The organism is Enterobacter cloacae complex sp. ESBL7 (genome assembly GCF_041679625.1).
In the GTDB taxonomy this organism is placed as follows: domain Bacteria; phylum Pseudomonadota; class Gammaproteobacteria; order Enterobacterales; family Enterobacteriaceae; genus Enterobacter; species Enterobacter asburiae_B.
Genome location: NZ_JBGORN010000001.1, coordinates 742,363 through 762,700, shown reverse-complemented (window position 1 = coordinate 762,700; position 20,338 = coordinate 742,363). Strand labels below are relative to the sequence as shown.

At 56.3% G+C, this 20,338-nt stretch carries 13 protein-coding genes; 6 read left to right on the top strand and 7 right to left on the bottom strand.

Annotation, left to right across the window (positions count from 1 at the left end; all coding sequences use genetic code 11):
- On the top strand, window positions 1-792 hold the full coding sequence (gene ssuC / locus ACERY3_RS03615) for an aliphatic sulfonate ABC transporter permease SsuC (RefSeq protein WP_058840882.1): 792 nt from the start codon (window positions 1-3) through the stop codon (window positions 790-792).
- On the top strand, window positions 789-1,559 hold the full coding sequence (gene ssuB, locus ACERY3_RS03610) for an aliphatic sulfonates ABC transporter ATP-binding protein (RefSeq protein WP_032658179.1): 771 nt from the start codon (window positions 789-791) through the stop codon (window positions 1,557-1,559). Before ssuC ends, ssuB begins: the two co-directional genes overlap by 4 nt.
- A 96-nt stretch (window positions 1,560-1,655) precedes the next feature.
- On the opposite strand, the gene pepN is transcribed toward ssuB, so the two are convergent.
- Window positions 1,656-4,268 carry an aminopeptidase N gene (gene pepN, locus ACERY3_RS03605; protein ID WP_023311014.1) on the bottom strand — a complete coding sequence of 871 codons (2,613 nt, stop codon included), beginning with the start codon at window positions 4,266-4,268 and terminating at the stop codon, window positions 1,656-1,658.
- Between the two features lie 254 nt (window positions 4,269-4,522).
- Between pepN and pncB the strand changes: the two genes are divergently transcribed.
- The 4 genes from pncB (at window position 4,523) to aspC (ending at window position 10,433) form a co-directional block, all read left to right on the top strand.
- Window positions 4,523-5,725: a nicotinate phosphoribosyltransferase gene (gene pncB, locus ACERY3_RS03600; RefSeq protein WP_047061505.1), complete on the top strand. Its 1,203-nt coding sequence runs from the start codon at window positions 4,523-4,525 to the stop codon at window positions 5,723-5,725.
- Window positions 5,726-5,891: 166 nt separating this feature from the next.
- Window positions 5,892-7,292: an asparagine--tRNA ligase gene (asnS, locus tag ACERY3_RS03595; protein WP_033145107.1), complete on the top strand. Its 1,401-nt coding sequence runs from the start codon at window positions 5,892-5,894 to the stop codon at window positions 7,290-7,292.
- A gap of 605 nt (window positions 7,293-7,897) precedes the next feature.
- The gene (locus ACERY3_RS03590) at window positions 7,898-9,058 is read left to right on the top strand and encodes a porin (RefSeq protein WP_039261591.1); all 1,161 of its coding nucleotides are present in this window, start codon (window positions 7,898-7,900) and stop codon (window positions 9,056-9,058) included.
- Window positions 9,059-9,242: 184 nt separating this feature from the next.
- Entirely contained in the window at window positions 9,243-10,433 is a 1,191-nt protein-coding gene (gene aspC, locus ACERY3_RS03585) for an aspartate transaminase (protein WP_033145106.1), read from the top strand.
- A gap of 48 nt (window positions 10,434-10,481) precedes the next feature.
- On the opposite strand, the gene ACERY3_RS03580 is transcribed toward aspC, so the two are convergent.
- The 6 genes from ACERY3_RS03580 to mukF all read right to left on the bottom strand — a co-directional run bounded on the left by ACERY3_RS03580 (window position 10,482) and on the right by mukF (window position 20,336).
- A complete protein-coding gene (locus tag ACERY3_RS03580; RefSeq protein ID WP_058840884.1) occupies window positions 10,482-11,129 on the bottom strand; it encodes an MBL fold metallo-hydrolase in 648 nt (215 codons plus the stop codon).
- A gap of 20 nt (window positions 11,130-11,149) precedes the next feature.
- The gene (locus ACERY3_RS03575; protein WP_033145104.1) at window positions 11,150-11,701 is read right to left on the bottom strand and encodes a YcbK family protein; all 552 of its coding nucleotides are present in this window, start codon (window positions 11,699-11,701) and stop codon (window positions 11,150-11,152) included.
- Window positions 11,702-11,875: 174 nt separating this feature from the next.
- Window positions 11,876-13,699 (bottom strand): L,D-transpeptidase, encoded by a 1,824-nt coding sequence (ldtD, locus tag ACERY3_RS03570; protein ID WP_058840885.1) that lies wholly within the window; start codon window positions 13,697-13,699, stop codon window positions 11,876-11,878.
- Window positions 13,700-13,877: 178 nt separating this feature from the next.
- Window positions 13,878-18,329, bottom strand: a complete 4,452-nt coding sequence (gene mukB / locus ACERY3_RS03565) for a chromosome partition protein MukB (RefSeq protein WP_058840886.1) — start codon at window positions 18,327-18,329, stop codon at window positions 13,878-13,880.
- The gene (mukE, locus tag ACERY3_RS03560; protein ID WP_008499954.1) at window positions 18,329-19,033 is read right to left on the bottom strand and encodes a chromosome partition protein MukE; all 705 of its coding nucleotides are present in this window, start codon (window positions 19,031-19,033) and stop codon (window positions 18,329-18,331) included. Before mukE ends, mukB begins: the two co-directional genes overlap by 1 nt.
- Window positions 19,014-20,336 carry a chromosome partition protein MukF gene (gene mukF, locus ACERY3_RS03555; protein ID WP_033145101.1) on the bottom strand — a complete coding sequence of 441 codons (1,323 nt, stop codon included), beginning with the start codon at window positions 20,334-20,336 and terminating at the stop codon, window positions 19,014-19,016. Before mukF ends, mukE begins: the two co-directional genes overlap by 20 nt.
- Window positions 20,337-20,338 lie beyond the last annotated feature (2 nt).

Genomic DNA, 20,338 nt, shown 5'->3' with positions numbered 1-20,338 from the left:
ATGTCTGCCACCTCCCAAAAATGGCTGCTGCGCGCCGCGCCGTGGTTTTTACCCGTCGGCATTGTGGCTATCTGGCAGCTCGCGTCGTCCACCGGCTGGCTGTCGAGCCGCATTCTGCCCTCTCCGGAGGGCGTCGTAGAAGCGTTCTGGTCGCTGAGCGTGAGCGGCGAGCTGTGGCAGCATCTGGCGATCAGCTCCTGGCGCGCCGTGATTGGGTTTTCCATCGGCGGCAGCATCGGTCTGGTTCTGGGCTTGATCAGCGGCCTTTCCCGCTGGGGCGAGCGGCTGCTGGATACCTCCATTCAGATGCTGCGCAACGTGCCGCATCTGGCGCTGATCCCGCTGGTTATCCTGTGGTTTGGGATTGATGAGAGCGCCAAGATCTTCCTCGTGGCGCTGGGCACACTGTTCCCGATCTACATCAACACCTGGCACGGCATCCGCAATATCGATCGCGGTCTGGTCGAGATGGCGCGCAGCTACGGCTTATCGGGTTTTTCCCTCTTTATTCACGTGATTCTGCCGGGCGCCCTGCCCTCCATTATGGTCGGGGTGCGTTTTGCGCTCGGCCTGATGTGGCTGACGCTGATTGTGGCGGAGACCATCTCGGCCAACTCAGGCATTGGCTACCTGGCGATGAACGCCCGCGAATTCCTGCAAACGGACGTGGTGGTGGTTGCCATCATTCTGTATGCCCTGCTCGGCAAACTCGCCGACGTCAGCGCCCAGTGGCTGGAGCGCAGCTGGCTGCGCTGGAACCCGGCCTATACCCTTCAGGAGGCGAAAGCATGAATACTGCACGACTGAACCAGGGAACGCCGTTACTGCTGAACGGCGTGACCAAACGCTACGGCGAAAACACCATTCTTAACGGGCTGGATCTGCATATTCCCGCCGGACAATTTGTGGCCGTTGTCGGGCGCAGCGGCGGCGGCAAGAGTACCCTGCTACGGCTTCTGGCCGGCCTGGAAGCCCCCAATGGCGGTGACATTCTGGCAGGAACGACGCCGCTTTCGAATATTCAGGACGATACCCGCATGATGTTTCAGGATGCACGCCTGCTGCCGTGGAAAACGGTTATCGACAATGTCGGGCTCGGTCTGAAGGGCAGCTGGCGGGATGAAGCCCGCCAGGCGCTGGCCGCCGTTGGGCTGGAAAATCGTGCGGGCGAATGGCCTGCGGCCCTCTCGGGTGGGCAGAAGCAGCGCGTGGCGCTGGCGCGCGCGTTGATTCACCGTCCGGGCCTGCTGTTGCTTGATGAACCGCTCGGCGCGCTCGACGCCCTGACGCGGATCGAAATGCAGGATTTGATTGGATCCCTCTGGCAGGCGCACGGCTTTACGGTACTGCTGGTGACGCATGACGTGAGCGAGGCCGTCGCGATGGCTGACCGTGTGCTGCTAATTGAGGACGGGAAAATAGGTCTGGATCTGACGGTGGATCTTCCGCGGCCTCGTCGCGTGGGCTCGGCAAGGCTGGCGGAGCTGGAAGCTGAGGTATTGGATCGGGTGATGAAGCGCGGGGGGACGGAGTTACAGCGAGCCAAGGCTAATGCCTGATGCCCTCACCCCGGCCCTCTCCCACGGGGAGAAAACACTAAAAACGGCAACCGAGGTTGCCGTTCTGCTTTTACCTGCCCACAGGGCAATTTTTTATTACGCTAAGGCCTTAGCAATCTTCTCGTACAGATCGCCAGACAGGTTCTCCAGCCCTTTCAGCTGCTCAAGCGCGGCGCGCATCTTCGCCTGACGCTTCGCATCGTAGCGTTTCAGACGAATCAGCGGCTCAATCAGGCGCGACGCCACCTGCGGGTTACGGCTGTTCAGCTCGGTCAGCATTTCCACCATGAACTGATACCCGCTGCCGTCTTCGGCGTGGAACGCGGCCGGGTTGCTGCTGGCAAACGCGCCAATCAGAGAACGCACGCGGTTTGGGTTGCTCAGGGTAAAGGAGCGATGCTTCAGCAGGCTGCGCACGTTGCTGAGCGCATCGGCCGCCGGGCTGGTCGCCTGCAGGATGAACCACTTGTCCATCACCAGGCCATCCTGATGCCATTTGTCGTCGTACTCCTGCATCAGCGCATCGCGGCACGGCAGTTCGGCGGCAACGCTTGCGCCCAGCGCGGCCAGGGCGTCGGTCATGTTATCAGCTTCGTGATACTGCTTGCTCACCAGGGTGTTCGCCAGCTCGGTTTCGCCAAACGCCAGATAGCGCAGGCAGGTATTGCGCAGAGAACGTTTACCAATGTCCGCGTGCTCAACGCGATAAGCATCAAGCTTGTTGGCGTTATAAATGGCGAGGAACTCATCGGCCAGTTCTGCCGCCAGCGTACGGGTCAACGCTTCACGCACCGCCACGATGGCAATCGGATCGATGATGTCAAACAGCTCGGCGATTTCCGTCGCTGACGGCAGGGTCAGAATTTCAGCGGCCAGCGCCGGGTCAATCTTCTCATCCAGCAGGATCGCGCGGAACGCATCAGCAACATGGACAGGCAGCGACAGCGGCTGGCCCTGCTGATGACGGTTTACGTTGAGCTTGATGTAGGTTGCCAGCAGGCTTTGCGCCGCATCCCAGCGGGAGAAGTCGTTACGCGCGTGACGCATCAGGAACGTCAGCTGCTGATCGCTCCACTTGTATTCCAGCTTCACCGGCGCAGAGAATTCACACAGCAGCGCAGGCACCGGCTGGAAGTAGACGTTATCGAAGATAAAGGTCTGCTCGGCCTGAGTCACGTTCAGCACGTGGTGTACCGGGTGGCCGCCCTTCTGGAGCGGAATGACTTTGCCTTCGTTATCGTACAGCTCAATGCTGAACGGAATATGCAGCGGATATTTCTCTTCCTGCTCCGCCGTCGGCGGCGTGCGCTGGCTGATGGTCAGGGTGTACTGCTCGGTTTCCGGATTGTAATCGTCTTTGACGGTGACAACCGGCGTCCCGGCCTGGCTGTACCAGCGGCGGAAGTGAGAGAGATCGACATTAGAGGCATCTTCCATCGCCTGCACAAAATCGTCGCAGGTGGCCGCGCTGCCGTCATGACGCTCGAAGTACAGCTGCATCCCTTTCTGGAAGTTCTCCTCGCCCAGCAGGGTGTGGATCATGCGGATAATTTCAGCGCCCTTCTCGTACACCGTCAGGGTGTAGAAGTTGTTCATCTCGATGACTTTATCCGGACGGATCGGGTGCGCCATTGGGCTGGCATCTTCCGCAAACTGCAGGCCACGCATGGTGCGCACGTTGTTGATGCGGTTCACCGCGCGTGAACCCAGATCGGAGCTGAACTCCTGATCGCGGAAGACGGTCAGGCCCTCTTTCAGGCTCAGCTGGAACCAGTCGCGGCAGGTGACGCGGTTACCGGTCCAGTTGTGGAAATATTCGTGGCCGATAACGCGTTCGATATCGAGGTAGTCTTTGTCCGTTGCGGTATCGGTACGCGCCAGCACGTATTTGGAGTTAAAGACGTTAAGGCCCTTGTTCTCCATTGCGCCCATATTGAAGAAATCGACGGCGACGATCATATAGATGTCGAGGTCATATTCGAGGCCGAAGCGCTCTTCATCCCACTTCATGGAGTTGATGAGGGAGGTCATCGCCCATGGCGCGCGGTCAAGGTTGCCGCGGTCAACAAACAGCTCCAGCGCCACCTCGCGGCCTGAGCGCGTTTTGAAGGTGTCGCGCAGCACGTCGAAGTCCCCCGCCACCAGCGCAAACAGGTAGCACGGTTTCGGGAAGGGATCCTGCCACTGCACCCAGTGACGGCCATTCTCCAGCTCGCCTTCGCCTACGCGGTTACCGTTAGAGAGCAGGAAGGGATACAGGGTTTTATCGGCGATGATTTTGGTGGTGAAGCGCGCCAGGACGTCCGGACGGTCGAGATACCAGGTTATGTGGCGGAACCCTTCCGCTTCACACTGGGTACACAGCGCCACGCCCGACTGGTAAAGCCCTTCCAGCGCGGTGTTGGCGGCTGGGCTGATTTCATTCACGATGCGCAGCGTAAACTGTTCCGGCAGGTTGTCGATGACCAGCTGGTTGTTTTCTTCTTTATAGTCTGACCAGGCTTCATCATTAATATGCAGGGAGACCAGCGTCAGGTCTTCACCATCCAGACGCAGCGGCACCGCAGTTGCGCTATGGCGCGTCACCTGGCTCACCGCCGTGACAACGGTTTTAGTGGCATCCAGGTCAAAAGTCAGATCGATTTCGCTAATCAGGTAATCCGGCGCACGGTAGTCGTGGCGGTATTTGGCTTGTGGCTGTTGTGTCATAGAAAACCTTATGCATCGTTTGTCGAGTAACGTTTCAATATATTCCTGTTGCGCAAATCGCGCTATGCAGAATGTTCATCTTTTCAGGGTCAAAACCTTTTTTTGCTACATTTGTATAACACGGGGCACAAAATGCCCTCGACCATAAAACGCGCTTATGTTGTGATCGGGGTTCAATAAATCACTAAACAAGGTATACTCCGGAGTTGTTTATTGTACTAAACGCTCCTGTGAGAGGATGCTACTGCGCACCTATGACTCAATTCGCTTCTCCAGTTCTGCATACGTTGCTGGATACCGACGCGTATAAACTGCATATGCAGCAAGCCGTTTTCCACCATTACTATGACGTTCACGTCGCGGCGGAATTCCGCTGTCGTGGCGACGACTTGCTCGGTATCTACGCAGACGCCATTCGTGAACAGGTCGATGCTATGCAGCATCTGACGCTGCAGGACGAGGAATATCAGTGGCTTTCTGGCCTGCCTTTCTTCAAAGCCGACTACCTGAACTGGCTGCGCGATTTCCGCTATAAGCCGGAGCAGGTCACCGTGCTTAATGATAACGGCAAGCTGGATATTCGCCTTGAAGGTCCGTGGCGGGAAGTGATCATGTGGGAAGTGCCGCTTCTGGCGGTGATCAGTGAACTGGCTCACCGCTACCGTTCGCCGGAAAAAGGCGTCGAGCAGGCGGTTGCCGCGCTGGAAAATAAACTCGCAGCCTTCTCCACGCTGACCGAAGGGCTGGACATGTCCCGCTTCCGCCTGATGGACTTTGGCACGCGTCGCCGTTTCTCGCGTGACGTTCAGGAGGCCATCGTTAAACGTCTGCAGCAGGAGCCGTGGTTCGTGGGCACCAGCAACTACGATCTGGCACGACGCCTCAGCCTGACGCCAATGGGCACCCAGGCGCACGAGTGGTTCCAGGCGCATCAGCAGATCAGCCCCGATCTGGCTAACAGCCAGCGCGCGGCACTGGCCGCATGGCTTGAGGAGTACCCGAATCAGCTAGGGATCGCCCTCACCGACTGTATTACGATGGATGCTTTCCTGCGCGACTTTGGTCCCGAGTTCGCTGAACGTTACCAGGGGTTACGCCACGACTCCGGGGATCCGGTTGAATGGGGCGAGAAAGCCATTGCCCATTACCAAAAACTCGGCATTGACCCGATGAGCAAAGTGCTGGTCTTCTCGGATAATCTCGACCTGGCGAAAGCGGTCGACCTCTATCGCCATTTCAATACCCGTGTGAACCTGAGCTTCGGGATTGGTACCCGTCTGACCTGCGATATTCCTCAGGTAAAACCTCTGAATATCGTCATCAAACTGGTGGAATGTAACGGCAAGCCGGTGGCAAAACTCTCCGACAGCCCGGGTAAAACCATCTGCCATGACAAAGCGTTTGTCCGCGCATTGCGTAAAGCGTTCGACCTCCCCTTGATCAAAAAAGCCAGTTAAGCGCTTACGGGAGCCTTTATGGCTCCCTTCTTCTTATTTATTTCTCAATTCTTCTCTTTTGACTGCGAAATTTACTTGTCTGATAGCGGATGGCAGGTAACATAGATATCCCCCCATAAGGGTGGACAAGTGTTTATTTTTTCCGACTATTAACAGAGAGAATATTATGAGCGTTGTGCCTGTAGCCGACGTACTCCAGGGCCGTGTCGCCGTTGACCAGGAAGTCACCGTGCGCGGATGGGTGCGTACCCGCCGAGATTCTAAAGCTGGCATCTCCTTCCTCGCCGTCTATGACGGTTCCTGCTTTGATCCTGTACAGGCCGTCATTAATAATTCTCTGCCCAATTACAATGATGACGTTCTGCGACTGACAACGGGTTGCTCCGTCATTGTTACCGGCGTGGTTGTGGCCTCACCGGGTCAGGGCCAGAGCTTCGAAATTCAGGCCACTGCGATTGAAGTCACCGGCTGGGTTGAAGATCCGGATACCTATCCGATGGCGGCAAAACGCCACAGCATCGAATATCTGCGTGAAGTCGCCCACCTGCGTCCGCGTACCAACCTGATTGGTGCGGTGGCGCGCGTGCGTCATACGCTGGCGCAGGCGCTGCATCGTTTCTTCGATGAGCAGGGTTACTTCTGGGTGTCTACCCCACTGATCACCGCGTCCGATACGGAAGGTGCCGGTGAGATGTTCCGCGTCTCGACGCTGGACATGGAAAACCTGCCGCGCACGCCTGAAGGTAAAGTGGACTATGACAAAGACTTCTTTGGTAAAGAAGCTTTCCTGACGGTATCTGGTCAGCTCAACGGCGAAACGTATGCCTGCGCGCTGTCTAAGATCTACACCTTTGGCCCAACCTTCCGCGCCGAAAACTCCAACACCAGCCGTCACCTGGCGGAATTCTGGATGCTGGAGCCTGAAGTGGCGTTCGCCAACCTCGACGATGTTGCTGGCCTGGCGGAAGCCATGCTGAAGTATGTGTTCAAAGCGGTGCTGGAAGAGCGTCCTGACGACATGAAATTCTTCGCAGAACGCGTAGACAGCGATGCTGTAGCGCGTCTGGAGCGTTTCGTCTCTGCCGACTTTGCGCAGGTGGACTATACCGACGCGGTCGCGATCCTCGAGAAATGCGGTGAGACGTTCGAGAACCCGGTTTACTGGGGCGTTGACCTGGCGTCTGAACACGAACGCTATCTGGCCGAGAAGCATTTCAAAGCGCCGGTTGTCGTTAAAAACTACCCGAAAGACATTAAGGCCTTCTATATGCGCCTTAACGAAGACGGTAAAACCGTGGCAGCGATGGACGTTCTGGCGCCGGGCATTGGTGAAATCATCGGTGGCTCTCAGCGTGAAGAACGTCTTGATGTGCTGGACGCCCGTATGGAAGAAATGGGCCTCAACCCCGCTGACTACAGCTGGTACCGCGATCTGCGCCGTTACGGTACCGTACCGCACGCCGGTTTTGGTCTGGGCTTCGAGCGTCTGATTGCCTACGTTACCGGTGTTCAGAACGTACGAGACGTGATCCCGTTCCCACGTACTCCACGTAACGCCAGCTTCTAATCGGTAAAAGACTGAAATGGCCAGCAGATGCTGGCCATTATTTTATTCTGTTTTGTCAGTTTTCGTCAGCGCAAAGTCAGCGTCTTTAAACCTTCCCCCCGTCACAACCACTACCTGTTACGTTTTGTTTCCGCGAAATATCCAGCCACAAAAAATAACCCCATTCTTATTGCGATTATTACACCCTTAGGCGATAGCACAAATTTCAACCACTTTTACAGCCATCCGGAAGGCCTTTTGCAGTCATAAGAAAAAACGAGCCGTTTAAGGTCTGTTTATACGAATCGCCTTTATCTCAATTAATCATAAGGAATTCATATATATAGGATAGACCTTGCTGTTTAATTCGCCAGGGTGTTCTGAAGTTTGAGATGGTTCACAAAGTTCCGAAAAATACATATTTGGTTACACATATTTTCTTTCGGTTACTTAATCTTGAGAATTGTAGCACTTTCAGGCTAGCGAAACGCTTCGCCGAATGGAAAGATGCCTGTCAGATACATAAAGACACCAAACTCTCATCAATAGTTCCGGAAATATTTATTGACAGAATTTATTGACGGCAGTGGCGAGTGTCATAAAAAAACCAATGAGGGTAATAAATAATGATGAAGCGCAATATTCTGGCAGTGGTAATCCCTGCCCTGCTGGTAGCTGGTGCAGCTAACGCTGCAGAAATCTATAACAAAAACGCTAACAAGCTGGACTTCTACGGTAAAGCTGTAGGTGAGCACATCTGGACCACCAACGGTGACACCAGCAACGAAGATACCACCTATGCCCGTATCGGCTTCAAAGGTGAAACCCAGATCAATGATCAGATCACTGGTTACGGTCAGTGGGAATACAACATGGACGCGTCTAACGCAGAAGGTTCTCAGGGTACTAAAACCCGTCTGGCATTTGCTGGTCTGAACTTCGGCGACGCGGGCTCTCTGGACTACGGTCGTAACTACGGCGCTATTTATGACGCGGCAGCATATACCGATATGCTGGTAGAATGGGGCGGCGACGCATGGGTTGCGACTGATAACTTCATGAACGGCCGTGCTTCTGGCCTGTTGACCTACCGTAATAAAAACTTCTTCGGCCTAGTTGATGGCCTGAGCTTTGCCCTTCAGTATCAGGGTAAAAACGAGCGCAGCAACGCTGTTGCTGCAACTTACACCGACAATGGTCAGCTGATCAACGTTGGCCGCGGCGGTAACGGCGCTAAAGGTAATGGCGACGGCTTCAGCTCCTCTGTTCAGTACGAACTGGGCGAAGGCTTCGCGCTGGCAGCGGGTTATGAAACTGCTGACCGCACCAACGAGCAGGTTGCCGCTGGCAACTCCGCTGATTGGGCAAGCGCAGGCGGCGATCGTGCGGAAGCATGGTCCACTGCAGCGAAATACGATGCGAATAACATCTATGCAGCGGTTCAGTATGCTGAAACCACTAACATGACGCGTGAAGCTGATAACAACTTCGCGAACAAAACTCAGAACATCGAAGCCGTTGTTCAGTACCAGTTCGACTTCGGTCTGCGTCCATCCCTGGGCTACGTCCAGTCTAAAGGTAAAGACCTGAAAGCACGCGGAACCTTCACCGGTGGCGATGCTGACCTGGTGAAATACATCGAAGTGGGTACCTGGTACTACTTCAACAAGAACATGAACGTGTACGCTGCGTACAAATTCAACCTGCTGGACGACAATGCCTACTCTGAATCTGCTAAGCTGGCAACTGACGACCAGGCTGCAGTTGGTATCGTTTACCAGTTCTAATCAGTACACCACTTTGTTATATGCTTAATGAACAGGGCTTCGGCCCTGTTTTTTTATGCGTGACAGAAAATAATGGCGACTTTTGAAAAGCCGCACGCTTTTCGTCGCAAACGGTTGGCATTTTGTAAATCTACCGTTAACCTGATAGCGGATTTCACTTCTGTAATCACAATGGAACTTCGTCATGTTTGAGAACATTACCGCCGCTCCTGCCGACCCTATTCTGGGCCTGGCCGATCTGTTTCGTGCCGACGACCGCCCTGGCAAAATCAACCTGGGTATTGGTGTATATAAAGATGAAACCGGCAAAACTCCGGTACTGACCAGCGTTAAGAAAGCTGAGCAGTATCTGCTGGAAAACGAAACCACCAAAAACTACCTCGGTATTGATGGTATCCCTGAGTTTGGTCGCTGCACCCAGGAGCTGCTGTTCGGTAAAGGCAGCGCAATTGTGAGTGACAAACGTGCCCGTACAGCACAGACCCCAGGCGGTACCGGTGCGCTGCGCGTAGCGGCGGATTTCCTTGCGAAAAACACCTCTGTTAAGCGCGTATGGGTGAGCAACCCAAGCTGGCCGAACCACAAGAGCGTGTTTAACTCTGCGGGTCTGGAAGTGCGTGAATATGCATACTACGACGCGGCAAACCACTCTCTCGACTTTGACGGCCTGCTGGCGAGCCTGAGCGAAGCGCAGGCAGGTGACGTGGTTCTGTTCCACGGCTGCTGCCACAACCCAACCGGTATCGATCCGACGCTTGAGCAGTGGCAACACCTGGCGAAGCTGTCCGTTGAAAAAGGCTGGCTGCCGCTGTTTGACTTTGCCTACCAGGGCTTTGCCCGTGGTCTGGAAGAAGATGCCGAAGGCCTGCGCGCGTTCGCAGCCGTTCACCAGGAGCTGATTGTCGCAAGCTCGTATTCCAAGAACTTCGGTCTGTACAATGAGCGCGTGGGTGCCTGTACGCTGGTTGCCGCTAACGAAGAGACCGTCGATCGTGCGTTCAGCCAGATGAAATCGGTTATCCGCGCTAACTACTCTAACCCACCGGCACACGGTGCGTCTGTTGTTGCCACTATCCTGAGCAACGATGCGCTGCGCGCTATCTGGGAACAAGAGCTGAACGATATGCGTCAACGTATTCAGCGCATGCGCCTGCTGTTTGTGAACACACTGGCTGAGAAAGGCGCGGACCGCGACTTCAGCTTTATTATCAAACAGAACGGCATGTTCTCGTTCAGCGGCCTGACCAAAGAGCAGGTTCTGCGTCTGCGTGAAGAGTTTGGCGTGTACGCCGTGGCCTCTGGCCGCGTGAACGTTGCTGGCATGACGCCTGACAACATGGCGCCACTGTGCGAAGCGATTGTCGCCGTACTGTAATTTGCGTCCATAAAAAAGCCTGCGTTATGCAGGCTTTTTTTATTCTGGTTACCAGACAGGCATCTCATCCTGAAGGAACGGATTATGGAGCCGTTCGTAGCCCAGCGTCGACATCGGACCGTGTCCAGGGATAAACGTAACGTCATCGCCCAGCGGCAATAACTTTTGCTTAATCGACTGAATCAGCTGCCCGTGATCGCCGCGCGGAAAATCGCTGCGTCCTACGCCACCTTTGAAGATCACATCGCCGGAAATCAGCAGACGGGACTGGTCATCAAAGAAGACGATATGGCCTGGCGTATGCCCAGGACAATGCAACACCTGTAAAGTCACATTCCCTACGTTAACGCGCTCTCCTTCGTTCAGCCAGCGATCGGGCGTCAGGGGCTGACACTCATCAAGGCCAAACATGCGGCTTTGGGCGGGTAACCCCTGCAGCCAGAACTCATCTTCTTTTTCCGGACCGACGATCGGCACACCGTAGTGTTTAGCGAGTTCAGCCGCTGCACCCACATGGTCGAGGTGACCGTGCGTCAGTAAAATCTGCATGAGCGTCACGCCGCTGTCGGCGACTTCCTGCTTGATTTTCTCAGCGTCACCGCCGGGATCGACAATCGCGGCCAGTTTAGTCTGTTCGCACCAGATCAATGAACAATTCTGGGAGAACGCGGTAACCGGAATAATACGATAGTTCATACTGCTCCTGTGTTTCGTTATTACCAGTGCCGAACCGGACCGGTATCAATATGCACAAAGTTGCTGCTGGGGTAATATCCTACACCACCTGCGCGCATAGATAACGCGGCTTTGCGAATATTGGCTAACGAAACGCCTTCAATATGGAAATCCATTGCCTGTCCCTTCGTGTGATAGCTTTTTTTGGCTACCCCGCGACTGTGGGCGCGCAGTTCATTATTGGTATCAATCGAACGATAGCCAGAAATGAGCTGCACCGGCCTGCTGGTGCCCAGCAGGCCCTGAAGGCGGAAAATCTGATCAAACAGTCCTGGATCGATGGCTTTTATTTTATTCGCGCGGAAATCACGGAAAAAATGGTTAAGTCTTGCTAATTCATCCTGAATATAGCCTCTGCCATCGAAAAACTCCGCTTTTAGCGACTCACCGGTATGCAGGTTGTTGAGCGTTAAAACTCGCGGACGAGGTGTCGAGAGGGTGGCAAATGCTGGCGTCGGCAAGATGGCCGCTGCGCCAAGCGCAACACCACCTAACGCCAGCAGTTTGCGGCGATTAGCGTCAAATTTGTCCATGATAATCAGGTCTACAGGTAAAAGAAATCGTAATATGCTTAGCGCACGAAGGGCACCTTAACTGGCAAAACCAGGTACGTCAAGGCGCCCAACCCCAGTGAATACGCGGCTTACAGCGATATTGCCCCCTATTCACCCTAACTTACGACAATCATTTTTCCCGAACTGCTTCATTTACCTGATTAATTGTTCCGCTTTTGGCAAAATTTGTGCGCCGGATCGCGCGGTGAGATCATAATTGTAAATATCTGTACGATACTGGGTACGCCCGTCCTCACCCACAAATGCCGTCAGATAGTAAAGATTGACCGGAATATTGTGGCGAATATTCACGTAACGCGTATCCCCCTGCTTCAGGGCATCCGAGATACGCGTGTCGTTCCAGCCCGCATCCTGCAACAGCATATTGGCCAGCTCTGAAGCTTTGTTCACGCGCACACAGCCAGAACTCAGCGCGCGCGTATCTTTCTGGAACAGATTGTGGTTCGGCGTATCGTGCAGATAGATCGCTTCTGAACTCGGCATGTTGAATTTGTAGCGCCCTAAAGAGTTATGCGCTCCGGGAGCCTGCTGGAAGCGGAACGGCAGATTCGACGCTGTGATGGTCGACCAGTCGACCATATAAGGATCGATGGCCTCTTTACTGTTCCATCCACGCATCACCGTGTAGCCATGACGCTCCAGATAACCCGGATCGTTCCAGACTTTCGGCAGAATGTCTTTACGCGCCAGCGTCGGCGGTACGTTCCACGGCGGGTTAACCACCACGTTATTCAGCGCGCTGCTCATCATCGGTGTTTTACGATCCGGACGCCCGACAATCACGCGCGACGCCAGCACTTCGCTGCCGTTCTGGTAATAGACCAGGGAATACGCCGGGATGTTAACCATAATTCCGGTAGAGAGCGTTCCCGGCAGCAAGCGCAAACGCTGGATATTGAGCGCCAGCACCCCTGCCCGCTGCGCTGGCGATACGTTCAGCCAGTCGCGCGTCGTCTGGCCAATGACGCCATCGGCCCCCAGCCCCTGAGCGGCCTGGAACTGTTTAACGGCCGCAACCAGCTCGCGATCGTAAGCCGCGGGTTTGTTGCTCAGGGCAACGGCTTTCTTCTCTTTAACTGGCGCTGACGGGCTGACGGCGACGTTTTGTGGATCGTCACCCGGGAGAACAATCTTTGGCCCGCCGTCAAGAAGACCGGAACGCGTCAGGATCTCGCGCAGGGCGGGCACATCGCTGCTCCACTGCCCCGGACGCAGCGTCGCGGTGCCGCGCATCTGCGGCCATGGACGCGTGTCCCCAACCAGCGCGAGAAGCGACTGGTGCAGAGTGGCATAGTGTGGATGCGCCGGTGCCAGGCTGGCAATAAAGCGCGGCAGTTCGCCATTGTCCAGCGCGAGCTGCCACTGGTTAATCACCGACAGCGCCGGCGTCGCCAGCTTGTACGGCTTATCGCTGTACAGCCAGCGGTTGCCATTGACCGGAATACCCGCCACGAACTGCAGGTAGCCCATCATGGCATCGGAAAGCACCACGTCACGCGCCTGCCCGGTGACGGCAGGATCGGTTAACAGCTCAACCCACTTTGTAAACTGCGGCTGAAACCCTGCAATCGCGACTTCCGCCAGCTGCTGCTGGAAGGCGCGCACGGCATCGCGGTTTTCCCACATCGGTTTCATATCGCGGGCAGCATAGAGGAGCGTGAGCTGGTTGATATAGACAGGCGTGTAGCCTGACGGCAGCTCCGACTGCAGCTGCTGACTGAGCGATTCTGCGTCGATGCCTTCCGGCAGCGGTTTAATTCCGGCCATGATAGCCGTCGCCGGAGACTGCTCCAGCGGCTGGGACAACGACGTTGGTTGAGCGCCTGTCGTTGCCGAGCTGTCAGTCGGCACAATTTCAGGCTCGTCGGCCTGGGCGGTTAACAGCGGAGCAAACATCACTGCCAGGCATAAACTCAGCGCAGACAGCTGACGACCACATTCTTTCTTTAGCAACATCCCTTGCCCCCTGTTTTCACGACATGCCCATCACGCTGGGGCTTTCTTTCATTATAGGTAGACGGCTAAGCTGTTGCCTTACCTTATGTAAAGAAGTTTAAAGATAACGCAGCCCCAAGCACAAGTTAAGTTTAAAAAAAAAGCGGCGCCAGTGCGCCGCTTCGGGTCAGAAGACGCTTCAGGAAGCGTCCGCCGTGGTTTCCGGCAATGACTCTGGCGGCTGCGGCGCAAAGCCACGCAGCCCCACAACGTGAACGTGTTCGCTGTTCTGGAACACTTTACGCACCAGTTTGTAGGTAGTGCCCTTCTCGGGGCTGATGTTCTCCGGCGCCGCGATAATGAGCTGCATATCGAGACGTTCGCAAAGCTCGAACAGCGTGGCAATTGAGCGGGCATCAAGACGCGCCGCCTCATCCAGGAACAGCAGTCGGCATGGGGAGATGTCTTTGCCGCGCAGGCGGCGCGCTTCATCTTCCCAGCTCTGTACGACCATCACCAGAATTGACATCCCGGTACCGATCGCTTCACCTGTAGAGAGCGCCCCGGATTCCGCACGCAGCCAGCCGTCTGAGCCACGGTTTACCTCAACTTCCATTTCCAGGTAGTTACGGTAGTCCAGCAGCTCTTCACCGATGGTTTGCGGCGTACGTTGCCCCATATCAATCTGCGGGTTCAGGCGCTGATACAGCTTCGCCAGCGCTTCGGAGAAGGTCAGACGGTTGCTGTTGAACAGATCCTGATGCTGCTCGTGCTGCTCTGAGAGCACTTCCAGCAGCGTCGCGTGGGCCTCACGCACGTTGACGTTGAGGCGCACGCTGTTCACCTGGCCAAACGACACGCTCTGCAGACCCTGGTTCAGCTGGCGGATACGGTTCTGCTCGCGCTGAATGGTTTTACGAATAATGTTCGCCACGCTGCGGGAGCTGATCGCCAGCTTCTGCTCGCGGGAGGTCAGTTCTTCCGTCAGACGGCCCAGCTCGATTTCCATCTGTTCGATGGCTTCAACCGGATCGTCGGTACGGATGATGTCCTGACGAATACGCTCGCGCAGGTGCTGGTAAACCGCCACGAAGAACTGAATTTTACGTTCCGGACGTTTCGGATCCTCCGACATGCGCAGCACGTCGCGCAGGTGTTCGTTATCCGCCACCGCCAGACGCAGCGCACCCAACGCCTTATCCGACATGGAGCGCAGCTCATCGGCAGAGAGATACGCCAGCTCGCGGCGGTGCAGACGACGCTCAACGTTATTGTCTTTCACCATGCGCATCACCGCGCACCAGCCCGCCTTGGCGGTCACGACCTGCTCGCGCATTTCGTGATAGTCGCGTTCCAGCTTGCGCAGGCGACGGGTCAGGTTATCCATTTCGGCTTCGCAGAAGGTCAGCGCTTTTTCCAGCTGATTGCGACGCGCGCGGTTATTGCTGAGCTGCGAATGCAGCTCGTCACGACGAATACGCGCGCGCTCTTCTGCCCCGCTGTCGGCACGAACGCCGATGTCCTGAAGCTCTTTCTGCAGATCGTTTAACAGCTCTTTCTTGGTGTCGAAGGAGCTTTTCAGCGAGGCTAGCACCTGGTTGTACTGGTTCAGCTGAGCGGAATGGCTGCGCATTGCTTCGCGGGCGCGAGTACGTTCCGCCTCCGCCTGCTCAAGGCGCTGACGCAGTTTTTCGTTCAGATCGCTGTTACCGCTCAGCATTTCAGCCGAATCGGAGTAGCCAAAGTGGGCCCGACGCTGCACCACTTCCGTCAGGGCAAACGCCTGCTGACGCGCTTCGCGCTGCACCTGCTGCGACCAGGCATAATCTTCTTTTAACTGCTCGAACTGTTCCGGGTCGCTCTGCAGGACAGACACGACGGGCTCCAGCTTCGCCAGCTGATTGCCGTGCTGCTGAACGAAACGCGCGGCTTCCTGCGCTTCATCCAGACGCTCCTGGATCTCATCCACGCGGTCAGCCAGCGTGTCATCCGCCAGCAGATTCAGGCGCGGCAGAATGCGGTTAAGGGCAGCGACGCCCTCTTTCGCCTGTTCAAACTGAACGCGACTCTGCTGGTTATCGCTTTCATGGCTTGCAATCGCACGTTCCAGCTCGCCACGGCGGGTATTGAGCTTGCGGATTTCGGCTTCCGGATCCGCGTCAAACGCTACGGCGAGATGGCTGCCGATAAAGCGGCTGAACGACTGGTGCAGACGCTGGGTTTTCTGCACGTCAAACGACAGGGTCGCAAAACGTTCAGACAGCGTTTCACGCTCGGCGTGCAGGCTCTCGATGCGGCTTTCGCGCGCGGCGCGGCCAAACAGCGGCAGCTCCGGGAAGCGGGAATAACGCCACTGACGGTCGGCAATTTTCACCACCACCGCTTTTTCCAGCTCGTCGACGCTGAATACGCTGTCATCGAACGACTGCGGATCCCCTTCGATCAGGTAGAGATCTTCCGGGCAATCTTCCAGGCCGGCAAGCTGCTCAGAAATCAGCGACAGATCCGGGACCACAATCGCGTTGCGGGATGGACCGTACAGCGCGGAGAAGTACGGGGCATCATCGAGGCCAACGTCGTCATAAATCTCGGACAGCAGCACGCCGCCAAAACGCTCCGCTAGCGCATTCAGGCGTGGATCTTCTGACCCGCCCGGCTGGCTTAAGCGCTCAATTTCTTCATCGACGTCGCGCTTGCGGGCGCCCACTTCATCACGCTCAACGATGGCTTCACGTTCGCGCTCCAGCAGCTGCTGCAGGTATTCGGTCACTTCCTGACTGGATTCGAACTGCTCGCCGCACTGCTCGCTGAGCTGGTTCAGGCTGCTTTGAGCCGCCAGCCAGACCGGCGCACGCTCCAGGAGCGTCTTCGAACGGGACTGAATCTGCTCCAGCTCCTGACGCAGGGTCATACGCTGTTCGCTGGCGTTTGATACGGTATCGGACAGGGCCGCAATACGCGCTTCCAGCTCCTGATGCAGGGCTTCAAGCTCGTCAAAATCGTAATTTTTTCCCTGGCGCTTGCAGAATTCCGCCAGCAGACGCTCGGCTTCCTGCTGCTCGCGCAGGCGCTGCTCCAGCTCGTTCAGACGCATACGCAGCGGCTGAACCTGCTCGGCCAGATGGCGCTGGTTCACACCGTCGCGCAGCAGTTCACGGGCAACGTCCCAGGCTTCGTTACGCGCCAGCGGGCCGTTAATCGCGACTACCAGCTGATAAGCCTGCTCAAACTGGCTGTGCGCCGTTTGCGCGACGCTCATTTTCTGTTCGAGGGAGAGCAGTTTCTCGGTGGCTTCCTGCTCTTTGGCCTGGAAGGTATCCAGCCACTCGTCGGCGCTGTCCGGCGTCAGGTCAGGCAGATGGCACAGCTCTTTTGCACGCTGTAATGCCTGCAGTGCCTGGGTGTACTGAATCGCTCGCGTCTGCTGCACGTCGAGTGCCTGCTGGTAATCGGCAAGCTGGCTTTTCAGCTCATCCACTTCCAGCTCGGCCGCTTCGGCACGGGCTTCGTTCTCTTCCTGCATGTCGGCGGCTTCAGCCACCACTTCATTCTGCTCTTCGAGACGAATCTGCAGCTCATCGAGGTCCGCTTCATAGCGCTCGATTTTTTCCTGCTGACGCAGCGCGGTCTGCACCAGGTTCAGGTGATCGCTGGCGGCCTGGTAATCGGCTTCCAGGTCGCCTTCAGCACCGTTGTGCTCGCCCAGCTCTCGCGCCATTTCAACGTGCTTGTACTGCTCGGCCACCAGCTGTTTACGGGAGGTAAACAGCTCGCGACGGTATTCTAATGCCTGATCGAGATGCACGCGGCGCTCGTTGGCGTGGCGCATGTAGTCCGCCGCCACGTAGTTGGTGGCTTCGCTGATCAGGTGTTTAAACAGGTCGCGGTCAGACTGGGTAACGCGAATCGCTTCCAGCGTCATGCGGTTTTCGCGCAGCGCCGCTTCCATATCCTGGAAGGCCTTACGCACGCCGCTGTTTTCCGGCAGCAGGTAGTCGCGCAGGGAGCGGGTAATCGCGCTGGAGATACCGCCGTACAGAGACGCTTCGATCAGGCGGTAGTATTTGCTACGGTCTGATGCGGTGCGCAGACGACGCGCCACCACGCCCAGATCGAACATCAGCGAGTGGTAGTCGGTAATCGAGTTGAACTGCTTGAACTGTACGCCTTCGATGGCTTCAAGCTTGTCTTTCAGCTCCTGCAGCGTCAGCACGCGCGCCTGGCGTTCGTTCAGGGTTTCCGTCAGCAGCGCCGTCGGCTGCACGGAGGTCGGCAGACCCTGGATCGCAAACGGCTTGATATCCACTTTACGGTCGCGACCGGCGACCTGCTGCAGGCGCACGCCCACTACCACACGCTGATGACGGGAGTTAATGACGTCCAGAACCGAATAACAGACGCCGGCCTTCAGCTTACCGTGCAGACCTTTATCACGGGAGCCGCTTGTGGCACCCGCTTCGGTGGTGTTACGGAAGTGAAGCAGCGTCAGATCGGGGATCAGCGCCGTAACAAAGGCCGCCATGGTGGTGGATTTACCCGCACCGTTACCGCCGGAGAGCGTCGTGACCAGCTCATCCAGATCGAACGTTCGGGCAAAGAAGCCGTTCCAGTTAATCAGCGTCAGTGAGCGAAATTTACCGCGTTCAATCATTACTCTTCCTCCCCGCTATCCGGCAGATTCTCTTCATGCTCGTCATTGAGCTGCAAATGGTTTTCCACCGGCATCGCTTCACCGTCGCGGATCATGCGAAGCTGCGCTTCACGCGCGTCATCGCCCGCGCGCACGTCGGCGCCGAAGCGGAAGACAGATTCCGTAATGCGGAATTTGCTGCTGTCGTGGCCCATAAACCAGACCATCCCCAGACGGCGCAGACGGTTCAGGGAAGAGCGAACTTTTTCCTGTAATTTCTGACGGTCAAGATCCGACCCCGTGGAGCGGTTGTTCACCAGCTTCAGCAGCTTGCTTTCATCTGCCAGCGTCAACAGCTCGTCGTAAAGTTCCTGCTGGGTGAAGATCCCTTCATTCGCCAGACGTTCCGGGCTGAGGTAGAGGTAGCAAAGAATTTTGCCAACCATCATATCCAGCTCGGAGAGCACGGAACGCGGGATCAGCGTCGTGGAGCGCGGACGCAGGTAGAAAAACCCTTCCGGCGCGCGGATAAGTTCCACGTTATAGCGTGCGTAAAACTCTTCCAGGTACTCCTGGAAGTCCATCAAAAAGGCGTGATTATCCAGCTCGTCTAATCCAATGTGACGACCGGCACGCAGCTGGCTGTCCAGCGCCGGAAATAACGGATTCGCCAGCGCCTGTGCCAGCTTAACTGGCATCACTTGTTCAATATTTGTCAATGACATGCGCCTGTACCTTGGCTCCGTAATCGTTGATTGGCTGCCACTTCGGCGGCAGGCCGGTGAAATCTGCTTGCGCGACGCCCAGGCGCACCGCCTGGTCTACCACAATGCGGGCAATGTCGAAGTGGCGCGCGCGTGGATATTGCGCCAGATAGTCGCGCACCACGAGCCCAAGATCCAGCGGCACTTGTCTGGTTTTGTAGACAGCGAGCTGTTCTTCGATCATCGCCGCAAGCTGCTCGCGAATCTCGTTAAATTCTTCGTATTCCAGATCCGGCGGCAGTTCACCGGTCACCTCTTCATCGCGCAGCGCCATCTCTTCGTCGCGCATATCCAGCAGACGATCGGCATTGGCGTAGGTCAGCGCCCACGGCGCATCGAAATAGGTCTGCACCGACTGACGCAGACGCTGAGCAAAGACGCGGTTTTTATCCATATCAATCGCGGTACGGATAAATTTATGCACGTGTCGGTCATAGCCGATCCACAGGTCGATCGACTGCTGGCCCCAGCTGATAATGCGATCGAGTTTGCTCTGCAGATCGAACACCAGGCGGTCGACAAAATGCAGATCGTCGTGTGCCAGCGTCGCATCCTGGATACGCAGCAGGTTAGCCTGCAGCTTGTCTCCTGCGGCTTCCAGCGTATCCTGGAGCTCACGCAGCGTGCCGGAGGTTTCTGACAGCAGAAGTTCACAGCTGGAGATGGCCGCTCGCCAGTCTTTATTCAGCAGCTGGGCGATATCGTCTTTCACCTGCTGCTGCTGTTCGTCCATCAGGCGCTGGGTGAGATCGATACTGTCGAAAATCTCGGCCACCGAATATTTCAGCGGCGCGTAGACGTTACGGTGCCAGTGGAATTCGTCACCGTTTTCATCCGCCGCGTCGGCGGCGCGCTTAAGCTCACCCGCCACGATCGAGAGCTGCATGGAAAGACGCAGCGTGGAAAATTCACGCTGGCGGATGTAGTAATCGGTGATGCCGATGCCCAGCGGCGTCAGGCGATAGATGGCGTTTCCTTCCGCCTGCTCGCTGGTAAAGCGGTTCAGCAGACGTTGACGCACCATATCGTTGATTGCGTTGTTGGCACGCACGCTAATGGTTTCGCTGGTTTGCTCAAACGCATCACTGACATGGCGGAACGCATCCACCAGTTCACCCTCGCTCATTTCACCGTCCAGCCGTTCGCCGTTCAGCGTGGCAACCGCCAGCAGGAAAGAGAGTCTGTCTACCGGCAGCGAGATGGAGAAATCGTTTTTCCTGGCCCAGGCAACCAGTTCGGGGACTGTCTGGGAAAATTCACTCATAG